Below are 23,349 nucleotides of genomic sequence, written 5' to 3' on the forward strand. Positions count from 1 at the left end.
TGTAAATCTGCCTTGATCCGTAATGAAATGAGGGCGCCATGCGCATTGCGAAAGACCTTGCCGACGCAGTCGGAAAAACCCCGCTGATCCGATTGAAGCGCATTAGCGAGGAAACCGGATGCGAAATCCTTGGAAAGGCCGAGTTTATGAACCCCGGCCAATCGGTCAAGGACCGCGCGGCGCTCTATATCATCAAAGACGCCATCGCGCGGGGCGAGTTGAAACCCGGTGGTACGATCGTTGAAGGAACTGCGGGCAACACAGGTATCGGTCTGGCTTTGGTCGGAGCTTCTATGGGCTTCAAAACCGTGATCGTGATCCCGGAAACTCAGTCCGAAGAGAAAAAGGACATGCTGCGCCTTGCCGGTGCGCAATTGGTGCAGGTGCCAGCCGCGCCTTATCGCAACCCTAACAACTTTGTCCACTACTCCCGCCGTCTGGCCGAGGAGCTGGCGCAGACTGAACCCAATGGCGCGATCTGGGCAAACCAGTTTGATAACGTGGCCAACCGTCAGGCGCATGTGGAAACTACGGGCCCCGAGATTTGGGAGCAAACCGGGGGCAAAGTGGATGGCTTTGTCTGCGCCGTGGGTTCCGGCGGAACGCTGGCCGGCGTCGCCGATGCTTTGCAGCCCAAGGGTGTTAAGATCGGTCTGGTCGATCCGATGGGGGCGGGGCTTTATTCCTATTACACCACTGGCGAAATCGCGATGGAGGGCAGCTCGATCGCCGAAGGCATCGGGCAGGTGCGCATCACGAAGAACCTCGAAGGCTTCAAGCCCGATTACGCCTATCAGATGACCGACAATGAGGCGCTGCCGCTCATCTTCGACCTGCTGCGCGAAGAGGGGCTGGTCATGGGCGGTTCGACCGCGATCAACATGGCGGGTGCTGTGCGTTTGGCCAAAGACCTAGGGCCGGGCCATACTATCGTGACAATCCTGTGCGACTATGGAACGCGCTATCAGTCCAAGCTGTTCAACCCGGAATTCCTGCGTGAAAAAGAGCTGCCGGTGCCTGATTGGATGACCGAAGCCCCGCGCAGCATACCCGGCGTGTTCGAGGACGTGTGATGCTGCGACAGGTCCGCCTGCTCCTAGCGCTTGTCTCAGTTTGTCTGGCGGTTCTCTGCGGCCCTGCGGCTGCTCAGCTTTCCGACCGACAGAGCGAGTACTATCAGGGTTGGGTCAAAACGGCGGACCGAGCAGAAGTGGTGATCGAGGCCGACCGGGCCTCGAATGCATCGCTTGAAAACCTACGTTCGGAAATTCATGCCTATCGCGATGATTTCAATCGTGCGCGTGGTGCAAATACCGAACGCATACAGACGCTTGACGCTCAGATCGAGGCGCTTGGGCCGAAGCCCGAGGGGGATGCAAGTGAACCCAAAGACATTGCCGCCCTGCGCGCGCATCTTGAAGAGCAACTGAATGCGCTTCAGGTTCCTAGGATTATCTCGGAAGAAGCGTTCAGCCGCGCCAACGGTTTGATCGCAGAAATCGATCAGCTTCTGCGTAACCGCCAGACCAAAGAGCTGTTAGAGCGCGGTCCGTCTCCGATTAACCCAATCTATTGGGGGCCAGCATGGACAGATGTTACCGAAGCAGCCCGCGGCCTGTTCAACGAAGCCCGAAGGAATCTGCAATCTGATGTAGCCCACGAGAAGTTGCGCAATCAGGGCTTGGGTATTTTTGTACTGGTGGTTCTCGCCGGGGTACTGTTGTTCTACGGCAAGCATTGGTCCGAGCTTGCAGGGAGCTACTTGCGTAAGCTGGGCGGCCGAGGCAGTGGTGTTTGGACGTTCCTGACTTCACTACTGCGTATTATTTTACCCTGGCTTGGGGTCTGGTTGATCGTCAAGGCGATTGTCATGACCGGCGTGCCGGGCTTGCGTGGCACTTTGCTGTTGGAAAACATCCCATATTGGGCTGCGATCATCCTCTACTATGACTGGATTGGCCGTCAGGTTTATGTCTTGCAAGAGGCGCAGGGTTTTAAGCGTCTGACCGCGAAGCGGGTGGCCGAACTGCGGGTCTATCTCGATCTGCTTGCAGTCCTGTTGATCCTGCACGAATTGGTGAATCTGTTCGAGCAGATCGAGAACATCTCGGACGCGACGCGCGCGGTCGTCGGTTTCCCTGTGACAATCATTACGGCACTGGTTCTTTTGCGGGTGCGTCAGGTGCGCAGCACCGAGGTCGTCGTGGACTCGGATGAGGGCGGCGCGACCCGAGGCGCGGGTTTGGCGCAGTTGATAGAATTCCTGCGTCGAGCCCTGTTTCTGCTGGGTATTGCCAGCCCGGTGCTGGCAGTGGTCGGTTATACCAACGCCGCCGAGGCGATCGTTTATCCTGCTGTCAAATCCCTTGTTCTCATTGCGGCTCTGGTCATCGTTCAGCGGTTCCTGACTGCTGTTTACGGGTGGGTCACGCGACAGGGCGACGCGGCCAAGGATTCCCTGTTTTCCGTCTTGATCGGCTTTGCGATGGCCATTTTCGCCATCCCGGTTCTGGCAATCTACTGGGGCGCGCGCCAGACGGATTTACTTGAGGTTTGGTCGCGTGTCCTGCTGGGATTCGATGTCGGTGGCGTGACAGTTTCACCGAAGAATTTCTTTACCTTCCTGATCGTCTTCTTGATGGGGTATGGCCTGACACGGATGCTTCAAGGGGGGCTGCGCAGCTCTTTGCTGCCAAAAACCAAGATCGATCCCGGCGGCCAAAACGCGATTGTCGCGGGGACAGGCTATGTCGGCATATTCCTTGCTGCCCTTTGCGCCATCATGGTCGCCGGGTTCGACTTGTCCTCGCTGGCGATTGTTGCCGGTGCGCTGTCGGTCGGTATTGGTTTCGGCCTGCAGACCATCGTGTCTAACTTTGTCTCGGGTATCATCCTGCTTGTCGAGCGTCCGATCTCGAAAGGCGATTGGATCGACGTCAACGGGATGATGGGCTATGTGCGCGATATTTCGGTTAGGTCGACACGGATTGAGACCTTCGACCGATCCGATGTGATCGTCCCCAATTCGGATCTGATTAGCGGTGTGGTGACCAACTACACCCGCGGCAACACAATCGGGCGGGTGATTGTTCCTGTCGGCGTTGCCTACGGAACCGATACTCGCAAGGTCGAGAAAATCCTGGGCGAAATTGCAAATGCGAACCCGATGGTTCTTGCCAACCCTGCTCCCAGTGTTGTGTTCCAAGGCTTCGGCGCGGATTCTCTGGATTTTGAAATCCGTGCTATTCTGAGGGATGTTAATTGGATGCTGTCTGTAAAGTCAGACATGAACCATGAGATTAACCGTCGCTTTGTTGAAGAGGGCATCGAGATCCCGTTCGCGCAGCGTGACGTGTGGTTGCGCAACCCTGAAACTCTGCGCAACACCGGTCCAGAGGTGAAGGCTACCCCCAATTCCGAAGAGGGCTCCGCAGCCAAACCTGCACCGATTAAAATGACGGAAGCCGACAAGTCGGATAGCGACGGGGACGAGATTTGATCGGTTTTCCGGTCCCGCTCAGGAAGGTTGAATTTTCACCCTATTGGGGCCTTGCAAATCTGCAAGCGATAGTCCAAATATCGCCCGCACGGAGAGGTGGCCGAGTGGTCGAAGGCGCACGCCTGGAAAGTGTGTAGGCGGGAAACCGTCTCCAGGGTTCGAATCCCTGTCTCTCCGCCACATACCTTAAAAGTTGATTGGCGATGCTTGGTCTAACGAGTTTAGACACCTATGTGCTTTTCGCTCACCTCGGACGTCAAGTCGGACATGGCGCCACTCCAGACTGTGCGCCCGCGTGCTAGGATGGTTGCGGTGTCTGATACAGTGGCTAATTCTTTCAAGGACTTGTCGATCAAAAGGATTGCGACGCTGGTGTTCTGCTTTAACTGCCGCATTGCAGCCCAGATTTCCTGTCGTATGATGGGTGCGAGACCCTCGGTTGCTTCATCCAGAACAAGAAGACGTGGGTTCGTCATCAATGCACGACCGATAGCCAGCATTTGCTGTTCACCGCCAGACAATGAGGCGGCTCGCTGGTTTCCACGTTCATCCAGCCTTGGGAACAGACTTGCGACCCTGCGCAGATCCCATTCTCCGGGGCGGGCTGCAGCGATTAGGTTTTCGTGCACGGTTAAGTCCATGAAACACCTGCGCCCTTCGGGAACCAGACCTACACCGCTCCGCGCAACTTTGTGACTGGGTAGACCCTGCAAGTTCTTGCCATCTAAGGTGATCGTGCCTGAGGAACGGATCATCTGACAGATCGCCTTGACGGTGGTTGTCTTGCCCATGCCATTCCGCCCCAGCAATGCGGTAACTTCGCCCTCAGCCACGCGCAGATCGACACCGAAAAGCACTTGGCTTGGACCATAGGCTGCCTGAAGGTTCTCGACCGTGAGAAAACTCATACTTCTTCTCCCAGGTAGGCCTCTCGGACATCCGCGCTTTGGCGGATGTCATCTGCTGATCCTGTGGCGATCACCGCGCCATAAACCATCACGCTGATGCGGTCTGCCAAAGCAAAAACGGCATCCATATCGTGTTCGACCAGCAGTATTGGGGCTTCGACGCGAAGTCCGTCGAGTAGAGCAGTCAGGTTCCGGGACCCCTCTGCTCCGAGACCGGCCATGGGTTCATCCATGACAAACGCGCGGGGTGAAAGCGTAAGCGCAACGGCGACTTCCAACTGTCGTCGCTGCCCGTGACTGAGGCTGGAGCACTGTGTGTCGCGAAAATTCGCAAGGCCGACACGATCCAGTGCACCTTCTGCACGGGACCGTAAAGTTTTTGATTTTTGAGCGGCCCCCCAGAACCGCCATGAGGCCCCTTCGATTGCCAGACAGCCTAAAATCGCGTTTTCTAAAACAGTGTCTTCCATGCATAAGTCGGAAATCTGGAACGTCCGACCCAAGCCAGCGCGTGCGCGAATGTGGGGGGGCAGGGCCGAAACATCCCGATCATCCAACAACACACGACCGGAATCGGGGTGGATTTCACCGCATATCTGTTTTATCAGCGTGGACTTGCCCGCTCCGTTCGGGCCAATGATCGCGTGGATTTCCCCTGGGTTGAGGTCGATTGACACATCGTCTGTCGCTGTCAACGCGCCGAACCGTTTGCTAAGTGCATCAGTGGCAAGGATGGGCTTAGACATGCGCACCCTCTTTCCCAGTGAGTAGGCCGATCAGTCCACCACGCCCGAACAGGACAATGCACAACAGGACGACTCCAAGGTAAACATGCCAATAATCGGTCAATGCTCCTAAAAAATGCTCGAGTGCTACAAAGACACAAGCCCCGATTACCGGTCCCATCAGCCGTCCAACGCCGCCGATCACGATCAATACGATAAGCTCTCCGGACAATTGCCAGCTAAACATTGTGGGCGACACAAACCGGTTGAGGTCAGCGAAGAGCGCGCCCGCCAATCCAGTTATTGCGCCTGAAAGAACAAAGGCCAGCAAACGAATTCGCGTAGGGTTCAGACCGACTGCCTGAACACGTGATCTGGTTTGGCGCGTGGCGTTCAGTGCCAAACCGAAGGGTGAAGCCTGAAGGCGGGCAAACAGGAACAACACGATGCAAAGAAGAGTGAAACAGATGCCGAAGAACTGAATTGGCACCAGCGTGTTTAAGCCGGGAAAACCGTTGCGCACATAAATGGACAGTCCGTCCTCGCCGCCATATTGCGCCCATGAGATGGCAAAGTAGAAAAACATCTGGCCAAATGCGAGGGTGATCATGATGAAATAAACCCCGGTTGTGCGCAGTGACAGCATGCCGATGAAAAACGCGGCCAGCGCCGAGATGACCATAGCCGACAGCCAGATCAACGGCATCGATGTTGTCCCATCAGTGCTGAACAGACCAAGGTTTAGGGTTGAATACGTCTGCGCGTGATAGGCAAGAATACCCATGGTATAGCCGCCAAGGCCAAAGAACGCAGCGTGGCCCAAGCTGACCATTCCGCCCAGGCCCAATGCAAGGTTCAACCCGACGGCTGCCAGTGCAAGGACAACCGCTCGGGTGGCTAACGTGATCGTGAAAGGCTCGTCCATCGCCAATGCCCAAATGGGTAATAGAAGCAGGCCAGTCAGAACGACGCCATTGATGTATCTTTCCTTAACTCTCATGCGCGGGCTCCGAACAAACCAGTAGGGCGCCAGATCAGAACAAGCCCCATCAGTATGTAAATCCCCATCGAGGCAATGGCTGACCCGCTTTTTTGCGCTGCACCGTGCTCCATGAACAAGCCAAGGAATTCAGGAAGGAAAACGCCGCCCAACGTGTCGGTCAAACCGACCAGCAATGCTCCAATGAACGCCCCTCGGATCGACCCGATACCGCCGATTACGATAACCACAAAGGCAAGGATCAGAACGGGTTCACCCATGCCTACCTGCACCGATTGAATTGCTCCAACCAAAGCGCCGGCCAGCCCGGCCAGAGCAGCTCCTAGGGCAAAAACGAGGGTGTAGAGTTTTGAGATATCAACGCCAAGTACCGCGATCATCTCTCGGTCGTTTTCACCGGCCCTGATCTGAATGCCTATGCGTGTACGTTCGATGAACAGCCATAATCCGCCCGCGATTGCCACACCGATGACGATCAGGCTTAGACGGTAAAGGGGGTATTCGATGCCGCCGGGCAGGGTGACAGGCCCCGAAAGAGCTTGCGGGATATTTAAAAACAAGGGGAAAGACCCGAAAAACCAGCGGGTTCCCTCCGAAAATATAAGTATCAGGGCAAAGGTAGCTAGAACCTGATCCAGATGAGGTGCATCGTATAGCCTTCGTATGACAACAATTTCAATCATCGCGCCGGCAAGCGCAGCTGAGGCGAGCGCCGCAACTAGACCCAGAAAGAACGATCCCGTGGCACCGGCCACAGCGGCTGCTGCGAAAGCCCCGACCATGTAAAGCGAACCGTGGGCAAGATTTATCAACCCCATGACGCCAAAGATAAGTGTCAGGCCCGCAGCCATCAGAAATAACATGACGCCAAATTGCAGACCATTGAGGATCTGCTCGACAATCAGGATCGAGGACATGGGAACTCCGGTGGTCTGCCTGCCGTCTGGTTGACGGCGGGCAGCAGTCGTTTCTTACATTTTGCACTCAGCGGCGTAGGCATCCGAATGAGCTTCAAGCGCGGTGCCGATGATCTTGTTGGTAAAAACATCACCTTCCTTGATCACTTCACGCGCATAGATCGTTTGTACCGGGTGGTGGTTCGGGCCGAATGCAAACTCCCCGCGCGTACTGTCGAACTCAGCGGCTCGCAGGGCTTCGCGGAAAGCATTTGCGTCCGACGGATCGGCTTTTTCCAATGCGGATAAAAGCAGGTTAGCGGTGTCGAAGCCCTGGCTGGCATAAAGCGACGGCAGGCGGCCGTATTCGGCCTTGAAGCTATCGACAAAAGCCTTGTTGGTCGGATTGTCGATATCCTTGTTCCATTGCGAGGTGTTCACAACACCCAAGGCTGCGTCACCCACTGCCTGCAAGATACCCTGATCAAAGCTAAAGGCCGGGCCGACGACAGGCAGATCGATTCCGCTGTCGGCATATTGCTTGAGAAAGGAAATCCCCATCCCGCCGGGCAGAAAGAAAAAGACACTGTCGGCGTCACTCGCGCGGATTTGGGCGAGCTCGGCGGCATAGTCCGTTTGACCAAGCTGGGTGTAAATCTCTCCGGCCAGGTCGCCATCGAAGAAACGTTTGTACCCGGTCAGTGCATCCGTACCCGCCGGGTAATTCGGAGCCAGAATGAAAGATTTCTTGTAGCCAGCATCATTTGCGTATGCTCCAGCCGCTTCGTGCAGGTTGTCATTCTGCCATGCCACGTTGAAATAATTCTGATGGCATCCTTTTCCCGCCAAGGCCGAAGGGCCTGCGTTGGGGGATAAATAGAACACATTCTGGTTCACCGCTGCTGGAACGACGGCCATGGCAAGGTTCGACCAAATAATGCCTGTCATGACGTCGACGCGTTCCGATTGAATCATCTTGTCTGACAGTTGCACCGCAATGTCGGGCTTGCGCTGGTCGTCCTCGATCACGACTTCGATGTCGTCACGTCCTGACTGTTCAATCGCCAAAAGGAACCCGTCGCGCACGTCAAGACCCAGGCCGGCGCCGCCGCCCGAAAGGGTAGTGATCATCCCGACCTTGACCTCAGCGAATGCTGATGTGGCTAGCAGCGATGCAGCTGATGCAGCCAGCAATAGCTTTTTCATTTTTCTCTCCCTCGTTGGTTAGCCACAGTTGATACTAAAAACGCGGGTCATGACCAGCCGAAGGTTTGAATTTCGTTGGAAAAACTGTTCAGACCTGCAATCAAGTTGCGGTTTTGGATCATCAGACAACGCTTTGTCTTAAGATGGGCTCATTGCTGCCACATCGTACAGGCAAGAACGGCGCGAATATTTTGCGTGCAGCCCGTCTGAACGGGTGATTGAATGTGTCGCATTGGTAACTACGGTCTGAAAACTGGAACTTACCGATTAGCGGCGACCGGGTGTTAAGATATCAAGGGTTCCGACCCAATACGAAGAAGCTAAACCAAAGCGACGTGTTCCAACAGAAGCGAAATATTCGCCACAAAATCGAGCAGGACAGATCGCGTTCGGAGGTTAAATGTTACTGTCTGTAGTCGTTCCATGTATGAACGAAGAGGACTCATTACCAGCTCTGGTAGAGCGCTTGATCGCAGCAACAGACGCATGGTCTGACGACACCGAGATCCTGTTGGTCGACGATGGTTCGACCGACGACACCTGGGATGGGATTTGTTTGCAAAGCCAGAAGCATCCGCGAGTGCGTGGTCTTAAACTGTCCACCAACAGGGGGCATCAGGTGGCTTTGACAGCCGGGTTGATGGCCGCAACGGGTGAGCGCATCTTTATGTTGGATGCTGACCTGCAAGACCCGCCCGAGTTGTTGTCTGACATGATGGCGATGATGGATCGCGGATACGATGTGGTGTACGGCCGCCGCAGCGAGCGCAAAGGAGAAAGCTGGTTCAAAAAGCTGACCGCTCATGGGTTCTATCGCATTCTCAACCGGTTGTCGGATGTCCCGATCCCGAATGACACAGGTGACTTCCGATTGGTCAGCCGCCGGGTGTTGAACGCGGTGCTGGATATGCCTGAACGTGCACGTTTCATCCGCGGGATGTTCGCCTGGGCTGGGTTCCGGCAGATTGGTATCGAATACGTGCGGGATCCGCGCGTTGCTGGTGAAACCAAGTACCCAATGTCCAAGATGATCCGCTTGGCCTTTGATGCGTTGTCCAGTTTTTCGATCAAACCGTTGCAGATTGCCACGCGCCTTGCGTTCTTAACCCTGATCGTTGCGGCGCTGATGCTTGTTTATGTATTCTGGTCGCTGATCCTATACAACACGGTTGCTGGTTGGGCCTCAACGGTTTTGGTGATCAGCTTTTTCTCGGGTATCCAGTTGCTGACATTGGGAATTATGGGCGAATACCTCGGGCGGCTCTACATCGAAGCCAAAGGGCGCCCCTTGTTTTTCATCGATGAACAAGTCGGCGGCGTGGTTGAGAACACGCCGGAAACAATGAGCAAACAAGCATGAGCGAACGCCGCCGGATAGTCCGCTTTGCGGTCGTGGGAGTAGGTGTAGCCGTCTACTATATCCTGGCGTATCTGGGGTTGCTCAGGTTGTTCGGATCGTCTTGGGTTGCCAACTTTCTGGCGTTTGGGTCGGCCATCCTTATCCAGTATGTCGGCCAAACCAGTTGGACCTTTGAAAAGAAGCTGGCCGTTCCGGCTCAGTTTGGCCGATTTATGTGCATGATCGGCATCGGATTGATCGTGTCTTCGGTTCTGACTTCGGTTCTCGGCCCCAGACTGAACATGTCCGAGCTTGCAACGGCTGGGGTGGTGGTCGTCGTTCTACCTGTCATCAATTTCGTGATCCTGCGGCTGTGGGTCTATCGCGAAGAGAATTCAATTTAGAGAGTTGAGATGTCACATATCTATTCCAACGAGTTCTTCGACTATATCGACCGCGGCGCAAGGCAGTCGGCTGTTCGGTTGATTAAGTGCCTGCACGCTTGGGTTAAACCAGAAAGCGTCGTGGATTTCGGATGTGGACGAGGTGTATGGTTGTCCGAATGGGCAGCTGCCGGTTGCCCGGATGTTGCCGGGGTCGATGGTGACTACGTTGACCGGGATCGGTTGGCTATCGCGCCCGAGTCTTTTTATGCTGAAGACCTGAGCAAGCCCGTTGATCTGGGGCGAAAGTTTGGTTTGGCGCAATCGCTTGAAGTCGGAGAGCACCTTCCTAATGCGGCGTCCGCCAGCCTTGTGCAAAGCCTGACAACCCACAGCGATCTCGTACTTTTTTCGGCGGCAGTTCCCGGGCAGGGAGGAGAGTTCCACGTCAACGAGCAGCCTTTGGCATTCTGGCAGGGCCTGTTTGCCGAGCGTGGTTACACTGCCTATGACTGCTTGCGCCCCGTTCTGTTCAATGACAGCTCGATTGAGCCTTGGTATCGCTACAACAGCGTTCTTTATGCCAGTGAGGCAGGAGCCGAAACTCTGCCGACAGAGGTTTTGAACACTAAAGTCGCGGCAGGTGCTCTGAAAGAGGTTGGCAGCTTCGGATGGAACCTGCGCAAGATGATCGTTCGCCAATTGCCGCAAAAAACCGTTACCTCGATCGCGCAGGCTCGCGCCTCGGTCATCGCCCGCGCTCACCGGAGTAAATAATGAGTACACAGTCTTTGGGGCGCGATGTCATCCGGTTTTCGTTGCTGGGACTGGCAGCGCTTGTTCTGGTTTACGCGCCTTTACTGTTCGATCCGCTGGTGCGGCATGATGACTTCCCGGCTTTGCTGGGAACCAAAGAAATGGCGTATATAAAAGCGCTGGATGAAGGGCGCTGGTTGAATTACTGGTGGCAGTTTCGCCCGTATTTTTGGCCTGCACCCGTCAGTTTTGCACTCTACCTGATCGCCAGTGCCGTTTTTGCGGCATCGACAGCCTTGATCGTTTTTGGTCGGGATGCTCCGGGTTGGTACCGCGGCTACTTTACCTTGTTCGTGGTGCTATCGATCCCGACATTTTTGATCAGCTTTTGGTTCAACACGTTGTTGCCTGGGGCATGGGTTATTGCGCTTTTTGCGCTTGCGGTCGTGTTTTTGCCTCATCGGATCGCGCTGGCCTTGATGTTGATCGCAGTGCCGCTGTCCTTCATGGCCTATACGACCTATCCGTTTCTGTTGCTGACGCTGCTGTTATTGTCGCACAAAGCACCACAGACTTACAAAAGCATGGTCACCACACTGCTTGTCTTCTTTGTCAGTCTCGTCCTGGCGGTCGTGTCGGTTTACTCGCTCAATTATCTCTACCACGGGGTTTTCGGTATCCCCATAGCTGAGTGGCGGGCCCCGACAGAAGCCAAAACGCTGGATGACCTGATAGTAAATCTGGGCAAGCTAAAAAGGTTTCTAATGATGACCGTCCGCCAATTCGGGGGTGGGACTGCAGGAACCGGAACTGTGCTGTTGCTGTTTTTTGTTGGGGCATGGGTTTGCTTGTTTCGTTGGCAACGGTTCACTGCCATAGCCGTTTTGGCAGCAGCGCTGGCCGGTCTTGCACCTTTGTTCGCCAAGTCACTGATGTCCGGCGTGTTAGTGCCTGTGCGCGCCTATGGCTGGATTTGGATCCTCATCGGATTTACCTTTACCACAGCAACCTTGCACATGGCCAAAACACCAGGCAGGTGGGCGAGTGTCGCGCGGATTACAATAATGTATGTGCTGTTGATCAAGTTGATCCTATTTGGACGCGCGACTTACCTTCAAATTCCGGAATGGCAAAAAACCACCCGCGATTTGGCGGCGTCCATTCCTGAAGGCACAAGCGCGATCCACATTTATGGTGAATTTCTTGGGTTGAACGGCGCGCGTTCGGCTGGAATCCAGTTTTCGCGTGGGCTGCAACTGCGCTTGGCTTATCTAACCGGGGCCGAGGTTTTCATCTGTCATAAGCAACCTGAAGATTGCGAAAAGGAAACGCCTCTTTTCGACCCTAGGGATTGGACACATGTTCCGGTAGTTGAAAGCCGGGGCGAGGTAAGCTTTCTTCTGTTGCCTTCGCCTCCGGTCGGGCCGTAACAGGACGGTATGAACTAACTACGCCCCGTATTTCCCGACGGGGCGTTTTTCATTTGGTTTGGGCAAAAGTCATTTGTAACAATTCTAAGAAGGTTTTATTAAGCCAATTCCGGTTTGACACTTTATTCCGAATGACGCGACCGTCGTCTTCTATCATAGGGCAACACTAAATGATTGATCTCAGTGGGCGTAAGCCTTTGCGAGAAAGTCGCAACTACCTGATTTTCGAGCACCCGGATCACGAAGACGCGCTGCTAAAGGTCAGAGCGGACATTCCTGTCAGAAATCACGCTGTCCAGCGCTATGCCGAAAGACGATACGGCAATTTACGCCAATGGAACCGCGAGGCTAACGAATACCTCGCCGCGCTGCACAGGGGGTGTCCAGAAATTGAGCGCCTTGCGCTGTTTATGGGTTATGCACCAACCTCATTAGGGCCAGCCATGGCCGTAGAAAAACTGACAGGTCCCGATGGCGGGTTGGCGCCGACGGTTTACAGTGAGTGGCTGTTGGTCAAAGACGATCCCGTTGGTCTGAAGCGTTTGCACGATGATTTCGCCGAGCTAATGGACGATCTGGAACGTGGACGGATCATCGTCGGAGACATGAGCCATGAAAACGTAGTGCGCGCTCAAGAGCGTGGCGGAAAGTTGACTGTCATCGACGGCGTCGGTGAGAGGGTTCTGCTTCCGCTGGCTCTGGTCAGTGATTTAGCTTTTCGCAAGTCGATACAACGTCGACGTGAGAGGATGCTTGGCATGCTGCGCCCGTAATTCGTCAGGGTTATTTCCGTTCGTGAAGAATATGTTCACGGATGCGGACTTTCGGCCAGGATAATCCAATGTGCAGAGATGACAGAATCGAGATTGGTTTTCTGCTGTTTGATGGCTTTCCGATGGCTTGCCTGACTTCGGTTATCGAACCTTTGCGTGCCGCCAACGAGATCGCAGGGCAGGAGACCTTTTGTTGGACGTTACTGTCCGAGCGCGGACAAAAGGTACGTTCTAGCGCCGAGGTGGGATTTGACGCAATGCGTGGCTTGCTGGATCACGGTGAAGTCGACATTCTGTTCCTTCTTAGTAGCCCGACCTCGAGGTTTGAAAACGCCAGCGCGGGAAATGCCGCTCTGCGCAGCCTTGGGCGACACGGTACAATTCTGGGTGGGATCAGCGGTGGTGTGTTCCCGCTTGTTCGCTCGGGCACAATGCAAGGGCAACCGGTCTCGGTTCATTGGTGCTATGAAGCGGCGTTCGAGGCCGAATTTCCCGATTTTGATGCCCGGAGTGAAGTCATCGTCAGAACCGCAACGCGCTACACTGCCGCCGGGGCCGCAGCAGGGTTTGATCTGGCATTGCATCTGATTCAGGATCGTCTTGGAGCGGAAATAGCGCATGAGGTTGCGTGTTGGTTTCAGCACCCCATGATGCGTGGAGCTGGGGTGCGCCAACAGGTGCCCAGTGCCACACAACCCGAAACGGGCGACAGTCTTCCGCCGCTTGTCGCGCGTTGCGTGGCGCTGTTTGGGCAGGATATGAGCGAACCAGTCTCGATCGCCGACGTCGCACGGGAAATAGGCGTCACGCCGCGCCAAATTGAACGTGCCTTCAAACGGGCAACCGGCAAAAGCCCCAGTCACTACTACAGGGCCATGCGTATGAAGGCCGCGCGGCAGATGGTGATGTATACAGCGGATCCGATCCCCGAGATCGCTGCATCGGTCGGCTATAGTTCCGCCGCGCCTTTGGTGACACATTACCGGGCTGCATTCGGACTCAGCCCGGCCGAGGATCGCCGCCGGATCAACCGGTTCCGGGTCCAGGGCAACGCACCACTTCCATCAGTTTAGTAGACTGATCGCATCGAGGTCAGCACAGCGTGATGTAGCGACCCGGCCGAGGATCGTGGACCGTATATGCTGTAATGATCTGCATCGCGGCACAAAAGGTAACACCCGACATGGTGGATCGAACAGCGTGCTGCGGTGCCGGGGGGTAGGCGGCGCAGGTCCAGTTGGCTTAGCAATTCCAACACTGACGGAATGCCATCACCGCGCAGGTCGAAGCGTACCCAGGCGTCGGTCTGTTCGGTGACGGACGCCGTATTCCCTACCGCTGCCTTGATCCGATCCGCAAGGTCTTGGTGTCCTTCATAGGGGGCCTCAATCATCCATTGATCGAGGCCGGACCAAAAGGCGGTTTTTTCGCCACCTGCTATGCGCTGGATGTCGGGTGCAGGCGCGCCGATCACGTTGGCCAGTGCCTCACGTGCCTTGGCTTCCTGTCCCAACCGGGCCGCGACCGAGGTCAGCGCCACGTCGGGCACCTCGGTGAATGTTACCGGCCCGACCGTGTCGACGCGCGGCGCGGCCCCGCCGAGGGCGGTTATTGCTACAAGATCATGCACGCAGACGTTCTCCTTCGGGGTCAATGAAATGGGCCGAGACAATTTCGACCTCGACCGTCAGGGCGGTCAGTGGCGAAACAAGGCGCATCTTCTCACCCATCCGCGCATCACCGCGTTTCAGCAGGCCCAGCCCGATATTGCTGTTCAGATTGGGCGAATAGGCCGCCGAGGTCACATAACCCTGATCATGCGCCGCATCGACCGGGCCATCCGTGTTCATCAAGTGGCCGCCAGCGGTGATATTTTCCTCGGGGTTGACCGGTTTCAGCCCGACCAGTTTCAGCACATCGTGCGCGGTCAGGGCCTCGCGTTCGCATAGAACTGAACCAATGCTGTCTTTCTTCTTTGATACCATCTTGCCCAGACCAAGATTCAGCGCCGTGGTGGTGCCGTTCAACTCATTGCCGACCGGGTGGCCCTTTTCGATGCGCATCACGCTCAGCGCTTCGGTGCCATAAGGGGTGACGTCAAACTCTGCGCCCTCGGTCATCAACCGCCGCATCAGCGCGTCTCCATAGCGCGACGGGACGGCAATCTCGAACGCCAATTCGCCCGAGAACGAGATACGGAACAGCCGCGCCCGTAATCCACCACAGACGGAGATCTTGCCGCAGGCCATGAAGGGAAACGCCTGGTTCGAAATATCAAATTCGGGGTCCACGATCTTTTGCAGAAGCTTGCGGGAATTTGGCCCTGCCACCGCGTATTGCGCCCAGCCATCGGTGGTCGAGATAAGCTGCACATCCATATCTGGGAACAGGCAATGGCGCACAAATTCCATGTGACGATAGACACTTACAGCATTTGCGGTTGTGGTGGTGACGACGAAATGATCCTCGGCCAGCCGCGCGGCGGTGCCGTCATCCATGACCATGCCATCCTCGCGCAGCATCAGCCCATAGCGGGTTTTGCCCACCGCAAGCTTGGCAAAGCCGTTGGCGTAGACGCGGTTGAGGAACGCGGCGGCATCCGTGCCCTGCACGTCGATCTTGCCCAGCGTGGTGCAATCGCACACTCCGACCGAGGCTCGGGTCTGGCGTACCTCGCGGTCGACGGACTCGCGCCAATGCGTCTCACCGGGCAGGGGGAACCACTGCGCGCGCAGCCAGTTCCCGGCCTCGACAAACACTGCGCCACGTTCCTTGGCCCAATGGTGTGACGGGGTCAGGCGGGTCGGGTGAAACTCTTTGCCCGTCATCCGACCGGCAAACGCGCCGATGGGAACGGGTGTGTAGGGCGGGCGGAAAATGGTGGTGCCGGTTTCGGGGATCGACTTGCCCGCAACCTCGGCCATGATCGCAAGACCCGTGATGTTGGAAGTCTTACCCTGATCAGTTGCCATGCCCAGCGTGGTATAGCGTTTCAGATGCTCGACCGAGCGGAAGCCTTCCTGATAGCTGAGCTTCACATCCTTGACAGTCACGTCGTTCTGTTGATCGACCCAGGCGCGTTTGCAGCCCTGCACATACCAGAACGGCTTTAGCGCAATGGGCGCGTCCTCGGCTTCTGGCAGGTCGGGCAGGGTGGTCAGGTCCAGCACGGCAGCGGCCGCTTCGGCTCCCGAGCGCAGTGCGCCATGGGTTGACATGACGCCATTGGCAGAACCCGCGACGGACATGCCAACCGGTAGGTTTTCTCCCGGAACGAAAGCAGCAAGGGCTTCGTTCCAAACAGGGCGTCCGCGTTGGTGGCAAGTCAGATGAACATTCGCGTTCCAGCCGCCCGACACGCCCAGCGCGCCACAATCCAGTGTCCGGGTCGAACCATCGGGCAAGGCGACCTCGACAAAGCTCAAGCCCAGACGGCCTTTGGTGTTCACGACCTGCGCGCCTTTCAGCACCTCATAGTCATAGCTGAGGGGGGCATCTTCGCGCACATCGACCACGGCGGCGATCTTGACGCCTTTGGCGTGAAGGTCCGAGGCCGTGCGGTGGCCGTCATCATTGTTGGTAAAGATCGCAACCCGAGGCGAAGCTGTCACCGCAAAGCGATTGACATAAGTCCGCAGCGCGCTGGCTGTCATGATGCCTGGTCGGTCATTGTTTTCAAACGCAATCGGCCGCTCGGTCGCCCCGGCACAGAGCAGCGCCTTTTGGCTATAGATCCGCCACAGGATCTGGCGCGGTTTGCCGGTGGGCAGCGAAGGCAGGTGATCTCCGGTGCGTTCGACGGCCCCGTATATGCCGTGGTCGAAAGCTCCGATCACCGTGGTGCGCGGCATCAGCCGGACGTTCGGCATTGCCGACAGTTCGGCCACAGCCTGTGCTGCCCAATCGGGCGCGCTGTGGTCGCCGACCGAGAAGGTCTCGCTGTTCAGACGTCCGCCCAGCGTGAAATCCTCGTCTGCCAGTATGACATCTGCGCCCGCACGCCCGGCGGTCAGCGCTGCCATCAGACCCGCAGGCCCGGCACCGATGATCAGCAGATCGCAGTGACGAAACCCTTTGTCGTATTCATCCGGGTCGGCCTGCATCGACAGTGAGCCAAGGCCAGCAGCGCGGCGGATGATCGGTTCGTACAGCTTCTCCCAAAACGTGGCGGGCCACATAAAGGTTTTGTAGTAGAACCCCGCCGACAGGAAGTTAGAAAACATGTCATTCACGGCCAACGCGTCGAACCGAAGACTTGGCCAGCGGTTTTGCGAGTTTGCGATCAACCCGTCAAACATCCCGATCGTCGTGGCGCGGGTGTTGGGTTCCTTGCGGGCACCTGCGCGCAGTTCCACCATGCCGTTGGGTTCCTCGGATCCCGCCGTCAGCAGCCCGCGTGGGCGGTGGTATTTGAACGACCGCCCGATCAGTCGCACATTATTGGCCAGCAGCGCAGAAGCCAGAGTATCGCCGGGATGCGCCGTATAGCTGCGCCCGTCGAAGTAGAAGTTCAGGGTCGTATCGCGGTCGATCTGCCCGCCGGTCAGCCGGTTCACTTGTGTCATTTCGAACGCCCCCGCGCGCGGGCCACATCGCGGGCCAGTTCAACCTTGGAAATCTCGTGGGTCAGAGTGTTGCGGGTGACAACTAGCCAAGACCGGTCCCCGGCTTCGTGATACCACAGCTCGCGGTGTTCACCGGCGGGATTGTCGCGCAGATAGGCATAGTCATAGAGCGCATCGGCGGCATTCTCGGCCATCCCGTCGGGCCGGTCGATCAGGGATGCATCGCCCAGATAGGTGAACTCTGAGGCATCGCGAGGCCCAAGCAGAGGGTGGTTGATGATCATATCCGTGGTCCCCTCTAGTGCAGGTTGGGCTGGTTGCCCGCGCCTTTTTCGTCGATCATCCGGCCAGTACGGAACCGGTCCAGACGATAGGCGGTGGCAACGGGGTGTGGTTCATCTTTTGCCAGCAAATGCGCAAAGCAATAGCCCGAGGCAGGCGTGGCCTTGAACCCGCCGTAGCACCAGCCGCCGTTGAAATAGAGTCCTTGAACCGGTGTGCGGTCTATGATGGGTGAGCCGTCCATCGACATGTCCATTACACCGCCCCACATCCGCAGCAGCCGCGCGCGGCCGATCATGGGCATCAGGGCCATGCCGCCCTCGCACACATCCTCGACCACGGGCAGGTTGCCGCGTTGGGCATAGGTGTTATAGCCGTCGATATCGCCGCCAAAGACAAGCCCGCCCTTGTCGGATTGGCTGACATAGAAATGGCCCGCACCAAAGGTGATGACGCTGGGCAGAACGGGCTTCAGCCCCTCCGACACAAACGCCTGCAACACATGGCTTTCAATGGGCAGCCGCATCCCGGCCATGCCCATCACGCGGCCCGAGTTTCCAGCGACCGCACAGCCCACTTTGCTGGCTCCGATAAAGCCTTTTGAGGTTTCGACGCCCAAGCAGGTGCCGTTTTCAATCCGCAGGCCCGTTACCTCGCAATTCTGGATAATGTCGACACCATGCAAATCCGCCGACCGCGCATAGCCCCAGGCCACCGCGTCGTGGCGTGCCGTGCCCGCGCGACGCTGGACCAGACCGCCTTTGATCGGAAACCGGGCGTCGTCAAAATTCAGATAGGGATGCTCGGCCCGGACCTGATCGGCGTCCAGCAGTTCCGCATCCGCACCGTTCAGGATCATCGCATTGCCGCGTCTGATATACGAATCGCGCTGGCCGTCGGTATGGAACAGGTTGATGATCCCGCGCTGGCTCATCATGGCGTTATAGTTGACGTCCTGCTCCAGCCCCTCCCACAATTTCAGCGAAAACTCGTAGAACGGCTCATTCCCGTCCAGCATATAGTTCGAGCGCACAATGGTCGTGTTCCGCCCCACATTGCCGCCCCCAATCCAGCCTTTCTCGACCACGGCTACATTGCGCTGACCGTAGACTTTGGACAGATAGTGAGCCGTGGCTAGCCCGTGACCGCCGCCGCCAATAATGATGACGTCGTAATGGGATTTGGGCTCAGGCTCGCGCCAGACCGGTTTCCAGCCTTTGTGGCCGGTCAGTGCCTCTTTGATGACTCGAAAGCCGGAATATCGCATGAATCGGACCTTTTTCGCCAGAATTCACTATTTTGGCGCGGTTTGATATCCTCGGATGCGACATAGACATGTCTGAATCAGACCCTTAGCAAGTCGTAAAACCACGCGGTGAAGGCGTCTATCTCGGCTGACCGGCGTTGGACGGCCAGAAAATACCCCTCGGTCGCGGGGGCAGTATGGTCCGAGGCCCGCACCACTTGACCAGAACCCAGCGCGTGGGCGGCGATCAGTTGGTTGACCAAAGCGACCCCGTTGCCGGACGCCGCCATCTGCAGCGCCAGACCATAGGAATCCACGAAATAAGTCGGGGTGCCCATGGTTTGGCCTGTTGTCTCGGCCCAAGTGACCCAGCTGTCCGAGGTGCCCACGGATTCGATCAGCGGCAGGGCCTCGCCCGCAAGCGCCGGGGATTTCACCGGCACAAGCCGATTAGGTTGTAGGGCCACCGCGTCCTTGCCCACCTGTTTCGCCGACCCAAAGCGGATTTCCACATCAGCACGCGCAGCGGCGTATTCGTCGGGCCAGATCGTGCTGACAAAGCGAACCGATGTCTCGGGGTGTTGCGCCTGAAACGCGGGCAGGGCGGGGGCGATCACCCATTCGATGATACTGATCGAGGCAGCAACTGTGATGTGGCGTGCCTTCTCCTCGGTCAGATAGGGAGAGGCAGCGGTTTCCAGCATCTCAAGCGCGGCCTCGACCTGCGGCAGCAATTTGCGCCCTTCGTCCGTCAGAGACAAACCGCGCGCGTGGCGGTGGAACAATACAACGCCCAGCCGCGTTTCCAGCGCTCGGATCTGCTGGCTGACGGCGGATTGGGTCAACCCGATCTCATCGGCAGCGGCGGTGGAGCTTAGCCGTCGGGCGGCGGCCTCGAAGGATCTGAACCATGTCAGCGGGGGCAGAGTTTTGGCCATCGGTAACCTACCTAGTAGTGATGTTAATACCTAAGGCTGAACTTCTTTCATTTGTCAAAACATGACTCTGCCGTGGATATTCCGCGCAACACGCAGGAGGACACCGTGCAGCCAGAAATCCGCAAAATTGTGACGTATGACGAAGAGGTTCTGATCGAAGGTTTCCGCCCGGCGGACCACCCGTGGCGGATGTTCGCCGTAGCCGCTGTGATCAAGAACCCTTGGGCCGGACGGTATGTCGAAGACCTGCGCCCCGAAATTCTGGCCTATGGTCCGGTGCTAGGCGAGATGATGACCGAGCGGATGGTGGCGCTGGCCGGTAGCGGTGAGGCGATCGAAGCCTATGGCAAGGCGGCCGTGGTGGGTTTGGATGGTGAGGTTGAACATGCCTCGGGCCTGATCCACACGCTGCATTTCGGCAATTTCTACCGGCAGGCGGTGGGGGCCAAATCCTACCTGTCCTTCACCAACACGCGCGGCCCTGCGAATACGCCGATCATGGTGCCGATGATGGACAAGAACGATGCGGGCCGCCGGTCGCATTACTTGACGCTGCAATTCTCCATCCCTGATGCGCCTCGCGCAGATGAGGTCGTGGTGGTGCTGGGCGGGGCGACGACGGGGCGGCCACATCATCGCATCGGAGACCGCTACCAAGACCTGAAGGATCTGGGACATGACGTGGACAACCCGGCCTCGGTCTGAGATCGGCGGCCTCGCCGCGATTGACGCGGGTGAGGGGCCGCTGGTCGTCTTGCTGCACGGTGTTGGCCTGCGGGCCGAGGCGTGGGGCGCGCAGATTGATGCTCTGGTCGCGGCTGGGTTCCGGGTGCTGTGCCCGGACATGCCGGGGCACGGGGACTCAGCGTTTAACCCGGTCGAGGGACTAGAGAGCTATGCCGCACCCGTGGCGGCGCTGATTGACCAACCGGCCGTTTTGATCGGGCATTCGATGGGCGCACTGATCGCAACCCGGGTTGCGGCAGAGGGCGGAAACGTCAAAGGCGTGGCCGCGCTGAACGCGATTTTCCAGCGCTCGGATGAAGCCCGCACGGCGGTTCTGGCGCGGGCGCAGGCGCTGGATGCCGAGCGGGCCAATGACCCCTCGACCACGTTGCAGCGCTGGTTCGATGACAGGGCATCCCCCGAGCGGGACGCCTGCGATAGCTGGCTGCAACAGGTCGGGCCACGCGCCTACAAGGCCGCCTATACCGTCTTCGCCGAAAGCGACGGACCGACTGCTGAGCAACTTGCCGCGATCACCTGTCCGGCCCTGTTTCTGACGGGCGAGGATGAGCCAAACTCGACCCCGCGCATGTCGCGAGACATGGCCGCGCTTGCCCCGAACGGGCGGGCCGAGATTATCCCGAACGCGGCTCACATGATGCCGATGACACATTCCCAACAGGTCAACGCTACTCTGTTGTCGTTTGTTAAGGAGTGCCATTCATGACGCTTGATCCCCGCGCGCTGCGCGACGCTTTCGGCAGTTTCATGACCGGTGTGACCGTGGTGACGACCCGCGATGCATCAGGCAACCCAGTCGGGTTCACGGCCAATTCGTTCTCGTCCGTCTCGCTGGATCCGCCTTTGTTGCTGGTCTGTCCGGGAAAATTCCTGTCGAGTTATGAGGTGTTTGCGGGCTGTAGCCACTTTGCCGTCAACATTCTGGCCGAGGGGCAGCAGGACGCCTCGAACACGTTCGCAAGCTATAGGGGCGACCGTTTCGCCAAAGTGGCCCACAGCACAGGGGCCCATGATCTGCCGCTGATCGACGGTGCGCTGGCGCAGTTCTGTTGCTCGACTCATCAGACGATCCCGGCGGGTGACCATACGGTGCTGATCGGGCAGGTCACGGATTTCTCGCATGCCGGGGGGCGGGGGCTCGGTTATGTGGGCGGCTCGTATTTCAGCCTTGGGCTGGAACAGGAGATGGACAGCGATCAGCCCACCATCTGCGGCGCGATCATCCGGGCCGGCGACGCGGTTCTGATGGAGCGGCGGGGGACCACGCACAGCCCCTTCCACATCGCCGGTGCCGAGCCCGGCGGGCAGCGTCTGCGGTTGGCGCAGGGTCTGGCGGACCGGGGGATCAAGGCGCGGCTAGAGCAAGTCTATTCCTCGTTCAACGATGCGACGACCAAGCTGCATTACACGTTCTTTCTGGCGTCATTCGCCGGGGCAGCGATCCCCGAAGGGACCGAGTGGATCGCCATCGAACACCTGCCCAACCTGACATACGCCACCCCGTCGGTGGGCAAAATGATAAGACGCTTTGCGCTGGAAGCGCGCGAAGGGGATTTTTCGCTCTACCTTGGCGATGCCGACCGGGGTGAGCTGCACAGTTTCGACAAAGGAGCCGGTTAATGGAGTTTTCTCTCTTTGCCCATATGGAACGTCTGACACCCGATCAGCCCCATGACGTGTTGCATGATGAGTTCGTGAGCCTCGTGAAAATGGCCGATGATGGCGGCATGCGCGCGGTCTGGACTGGTGAACATCACGGGATGGAATTTACCATCGCGCCGAATCCGTTCCTGTCTCTGGTCGATCTGGCGCATCACACCAAGAATGTGCGCTTGGGCACTGGTACGGTGATCGCGCCCTTCTGGCATCCGATCAAGCTGGCCGGTGAGGCCGCGGCTGCGGATCAGATGACCAAGGGCCGGATCGAGCTGGGGATCGCGCGCGGGGCCTATTCCTATGAATACGAGCGACTGATGCCCGGCATGGACGCGTGGGAGGCCGGGCAGCGCATGCGCGAATGCACCCCTCTGGTGCCGCAAATCTGGCGCGGGGATTGCGCGCATGAGGGCGAGTTCTATTCGTTCCCGGCGGCCACCTCGGCCCCGAAACCGTATCAGGAAAATGGCCCCCCTATCTGGATCGCCGCGCGCGATCCCAACAGCCACGAATTCGGTGTTCACAACGGGTTCAACATTCAGGTCACACCGCTGTGGCAGGGCATGGAAGAGATCGAAACGCTGATGGGCCGTTTCAATGCCGCCTGCGAAAGCTATTCCGGCCCACGCCCCAAGATCATGCTGTTGCATCACACCTATGTAGGTGCGGATGAAGATGACGTGGCGCAGGGTGTGCAGGAATTGCGCCGTTATTACAATTACTTCGGCGCATGGTTCCTGAACAAGCGGCCCGTCCAGCAAGGGTTGATCCAACCGATCTCGGATCAGGAGATGGACGCCAACCTGATGTATACGACCGAGAAACTGGGCCAGGATCTGACCGTTGGCACAACGCAGCAGGTGATTGACCGGATCAAACGGTACGAGGATTTGGGATATGATGAGTTCTCGTTCTGGGTTGACAGCGGCATGACCCATGACCGCAAGCGCGCCTCGTTGGCGCGGTTCATCGACGAAGTCATGCCAGCCTTTCAGTGAGG

Annotated in this window: 22 protein-coding genes and 1 tRNA gene; 13 read left to right on the forward strand and 10 right to left on the reverse strand. The window is 57.6% G+C overall.

The genetic code is table 11. The annotated features are described in order from the left end of the window. Positions 1-38: 38 nt before the first annotated feature. The 3 genes from AC2FF7_RS04830 to AC2FF7_RS04840 all read left to right on the forward strand — a co-directional run bounded on the left by AC2FF7_RS04830 (position 39) and on the right by AC2FF7_RS04840 (position 3,679). Positions 39-1,073, forward strand: coding sequence for a cysteine synthase A (locus tag AC2FF7_RS04830; protein WP_170353019.1), 1,035 nt, complete (start codon positions 39-41; stop codon positions 1,071-1,073). Further along, complete coding sequence (locus AC2FF7_RS04835; protein ID WP_496905274.1) at positions 1,073-3,499, forward strand: DUF3772 domain-containing protein; 2,427 nt, start codon at positions 1,073-1,075, stop codon at positions 3,497-3,499. Before AC2FF7_RS04830 ends, AC2FF7_RS04835 begins: the two co-directional genes overlap by 1 nt. A gap of 90 nt (positions 3,500-3,589) precedes the next feature. Beyond that, a tRNA-Ser gene (locus AC2FF7_RS04840) sits at positions 3,590-3,679 on the forward strand. Between the two features lie 41 nt (positions 3,680-3,720). Here AC2FF7_RS04840 and AC2FF7_RS04845 read toward each other — a convergent pair. From AC2FF7_RS04845 to AC2FF7_RS04865, 5 genes are read right to left on the reverse strand one after another with little or no spacing between them, the layout of a single operon-like run. After that, positions 3,721-4,407, reverse strand: a complete 687-nt coding sequence (locus AC2FF7_RS04845) for an ABC transporter ATP-binding protein (RefSeq protein WP_496905275.1) — start codon at positions 4,405-4,407, stop codon at positions 3,721-3,723. Further along, positions 4,404-5,153, reverse strand: coding sequence for an ABC transporter ATP-binding protein (locus AC2FF7_RS04850; RefSeq protein ID WP_480867495.1), 750 nt, complete (start codon positions 5,151-5,153; stop codon positions 4,404-4,406). The genes AC2FF7_RS04845 and AC2FF7_RS04850 overlap by 4 nt, the downstream gene beginning before the upstream one ends. Then, positions 5,146-6,132 (reverse strand): branched-chain amino acid ABC transporter permease, encoded by a 987-nt coding sequence (locus AC2FF7_RS04855; RefSeq protein ID WP_480867497.1) that lies wholly within the window; start codon positions 6,130-6,132, stop codon positions 5,146-5,148. Before AC2FF7_RS04855 ends, AC2FF7_RS04850 begins: the two co-directional genes overlap by 8 nt. Then, positions 6,129-7,049, reverse strand: coding sequence for a branched-chain amino acid ABC transporter permease (locus AC2FF7_RS04860; RefSeq protein WP_496848377.1), 921 nt, complete (start codon positions 7,047-7,049; stop codon positions 6,129-6,131). Before AC2FF7_RS04860 ends, AC2FF7_RS04855 begins: the two co-directional genes overlap by 4 nt. Before the next feature lie 54 nt (positions 7,050-7,103). Further along, entirely contained in the window at positions 7,104-8,234 is a 1,131-nt protein-coding gene (locus AC2FF7_RS04865) for an ABC transporter substrate-binding protein (protein ID WP_496905276.1), read from the reverse strand. Positions 8,235-8,634: 400 nt separating this feature from the next. On the opposite strand from AC2FF7_RS04865, the gene AC2FF7_RS04870 reads away from it, so the two are divergent. From AC2FF7_RS04870 to AC2FF7_RS04895, 6 genes are all read left to right on the forward strand, one after another. Then, the gene (locus AC2FF7_RS04870) at positions 8,635-9,594 is read left to right on the forward strand and encodes a glycosyltransferase family 2 protein (RefSeq protein WP_170353032.1); all 960 of its coding nucleotides are present in this window, start codon (positions 8,635-8,637) and stop codon (positions 9,592-9,594) included. Next, positions 9,591-9,977, forward strand: coding sequence for a GtrA family protein (locus AC2FF7_RS04875; RefSeq protein ID WP_170750884.1), 387 nt, complete (start codon positions 9,591-9,593; stop codon positions 9,975-9,977). The genes AC2FF7_RS04870 and AC2FF7_RS04875 overlap by 4 nt, the downstream gene beginning before the upstream one ends. A 9-nt stretch (positions 9,978-9,986) precedes the next feature. Beyond that, on the forward strand, positions 9,987-10,733 hold the full coding sequence (locus tag AC2FF7_RS04880) for a methyltransferase domain-containing protein (RefSeq protein WP_480867503.1): 747 nt from the start codon (positions 9,987-9,989) through the stop codon (positions 10,731-10,733). Beyond that, positions 10,733-12,142, forward strand: a complete 1,410-nt coding sequence (locus AC2FF7_RS04885) for a hypothetical protein (RefSeq protein WP_496905277.1) — start codon at positions 10,733-10,735, stop codon at positions 12,140-12,142. The genes AC2FF7_RS04880 and AC2FF7_RS04885 overlap by 1 nt, the downstream gene beginning before the upstream one ends. Before the next feature lie 170 nt (positions 12,143-12,312). Beyond that, complete coding sequence (locus tag AC2FF7_RS04890) at positions 12,313-12,915, forward strand: YrbL family protein (RefSeq protein ID WP_170353040.1); 603 nt, start codon at positions 12,313-12,315, stop codon at positions 12,913-12,915. A 68-nt stretch (positions 12,916-12,983) separates the two neighbouring features. Then, positions 12,984-13,988, forward strand: a complete 1,005-nt coding sequence (locus tag AC2FF7_RS04895; RefSeq protein WP_480867507.1) for a GlxA family transcriptional regulator — start codon at positions 12,984-12,986, stop codon at positions 13,986-13,988. Here the strand turns inward: AC2FF7_RS04895 and AC2FF7_RS04900 are convergent. From AC2FF7_RS04900 to AC2FF7_RS04920, 5 genes are all read right to left on the reverse strand, one after another. Continuing rightward, positions 13,985-14,545 (reverse strand): sarcosine oxidase subunit gamma, encoded by a 561-nt coding sequence (locus AC2FF7_RS04900; RefSeq protein WP_480867509.1) that lies wholly within the window; start codon positions 14,543-14,545, stop codon positions 13,985-13,987. The genes AC2FF7_RS04895 and AC2FF7_RS04900 overlap by 4 nt on opposite strands. Beyond that, positions 14,538-17,480, reverse strand: coding sequence for a sarcosine oxidase subunit alpha family protein (locus AC2FF7_RS04905; protein WP_496905278.1), 2,943 nt, complete (start codon positions 17,478-17,480; stop codon positions 14,538-14,540). Before AC2FF7_RS04905 ends, AC2FF7_RS04900 begins: the two co-directional genes overlap by 8 nt. After that, positions 17,477-17,764, reverse strand: a complete 288-nt coding sequence (locus AC2FF7_RS04910; protein WP_480867512.1) for a sarcosine oxidase subunit delta — start codon at positions 17,762-17,764, stop codon at positions 17,477-17,479. The genes AC2FF7_RS04905 and AC2FF7_RS04910 overlap by 4 nt, the downstream gene beginning before the upstream one ends. Positions 17,765-17,778: 14 nt before the next feature. Then, a complete protein-coding gene (locus tag AC2FF7_RS04915) occupies positions 17,779-19,029 on the reverse strand; it encodes a sarcosine oxidase subunit beta family protein (protein WP_480867514.1) in 1,251 nt (416 codons plus the stop codon). Positions 19,030-19,106: 77 nt separating this feature from the next. Continuing rightward, the gene (locus AC2FF7_RS04920; protein WP_480867515.1) at positions 19,107-19,946 is read right to left on the reverse strand and encodes a LysR family transcriptional regulator; all 840 of its coding nucleotides are present in this window, start codon (positions 19,944-19,946) and stop codon (positions 19,107-19,109) included. 105 nt (positions 19,947-20,051) lie between these two features. Here AC2FF7_RS04920 and AC2FF7_RS04925 point away from each other — a divergent pair, with 105 nt between their 5' ends. The 4 genes from AC2FF7_RS04925 to AC2FF7_RS04940 are packed head-to-tail and all read left to right on the forward strand — an operon-like array spanning position 20,052 to position 23,347. Further along, a complete protein-coding gene (locus AC2FF7_RS04925; RefSeq protein ID WP_496905279.1) occupies positions 20,052-20,651 on the forward strand; it encodes an amino acid synthesis family protein in 600 nt (199 codons plus the stop codon). Continuing rightward, positions 20,623-21,399, forward strand: a complete 777-nt coding sequence (locus AC2FF7_RS04930; protein ID WP_480867518.1) for an alpha/beta fold hydrolase — start codon at positions 20,623-20,625, stop codon at positions 21,397-21,399. The genes AC2FF7_RS04925 and AC2FF7_RS04930 overlap by 29 nt, the downstream gene beginning before the upstream one ends. Then, the gene (locus AC2FF7_RS04935) at positions 21,396-22,313 is read left to right on the forward strand and encodes a flavin reductase family protein (protein ID WP_496905280.1); all 918 of its coding nucleotides are present in this window, start codon (positions 21,396-21,398) and stop codon (positions 22,311-22,313) included. Before AC2FF7_RS04930 ends, AC2FF7_RS04935 begins: the two co-directional genes overlap by 4 nt. Then, a complete protein-coding gene (locus AC2FF7_RS04940) occupies positions 22,313-23,347 on the forward strand; it encodes an LLM class flavin-dependent oxidoreductase (protein ID WP_496905281.1) in 1,035 nt (344 codons plus the stop codon). Before AC2FF7_RS04935 ends, AC2FF7_RS04940 begins: the two co-directional genes overlap by 1 nt. The last annotated feature ends 2 nt before the right edge of the window (positions 23,348-23,349 follow it).

Source organism: Ruegeria sp. YTSC325 (assembly GCF_059609525.1).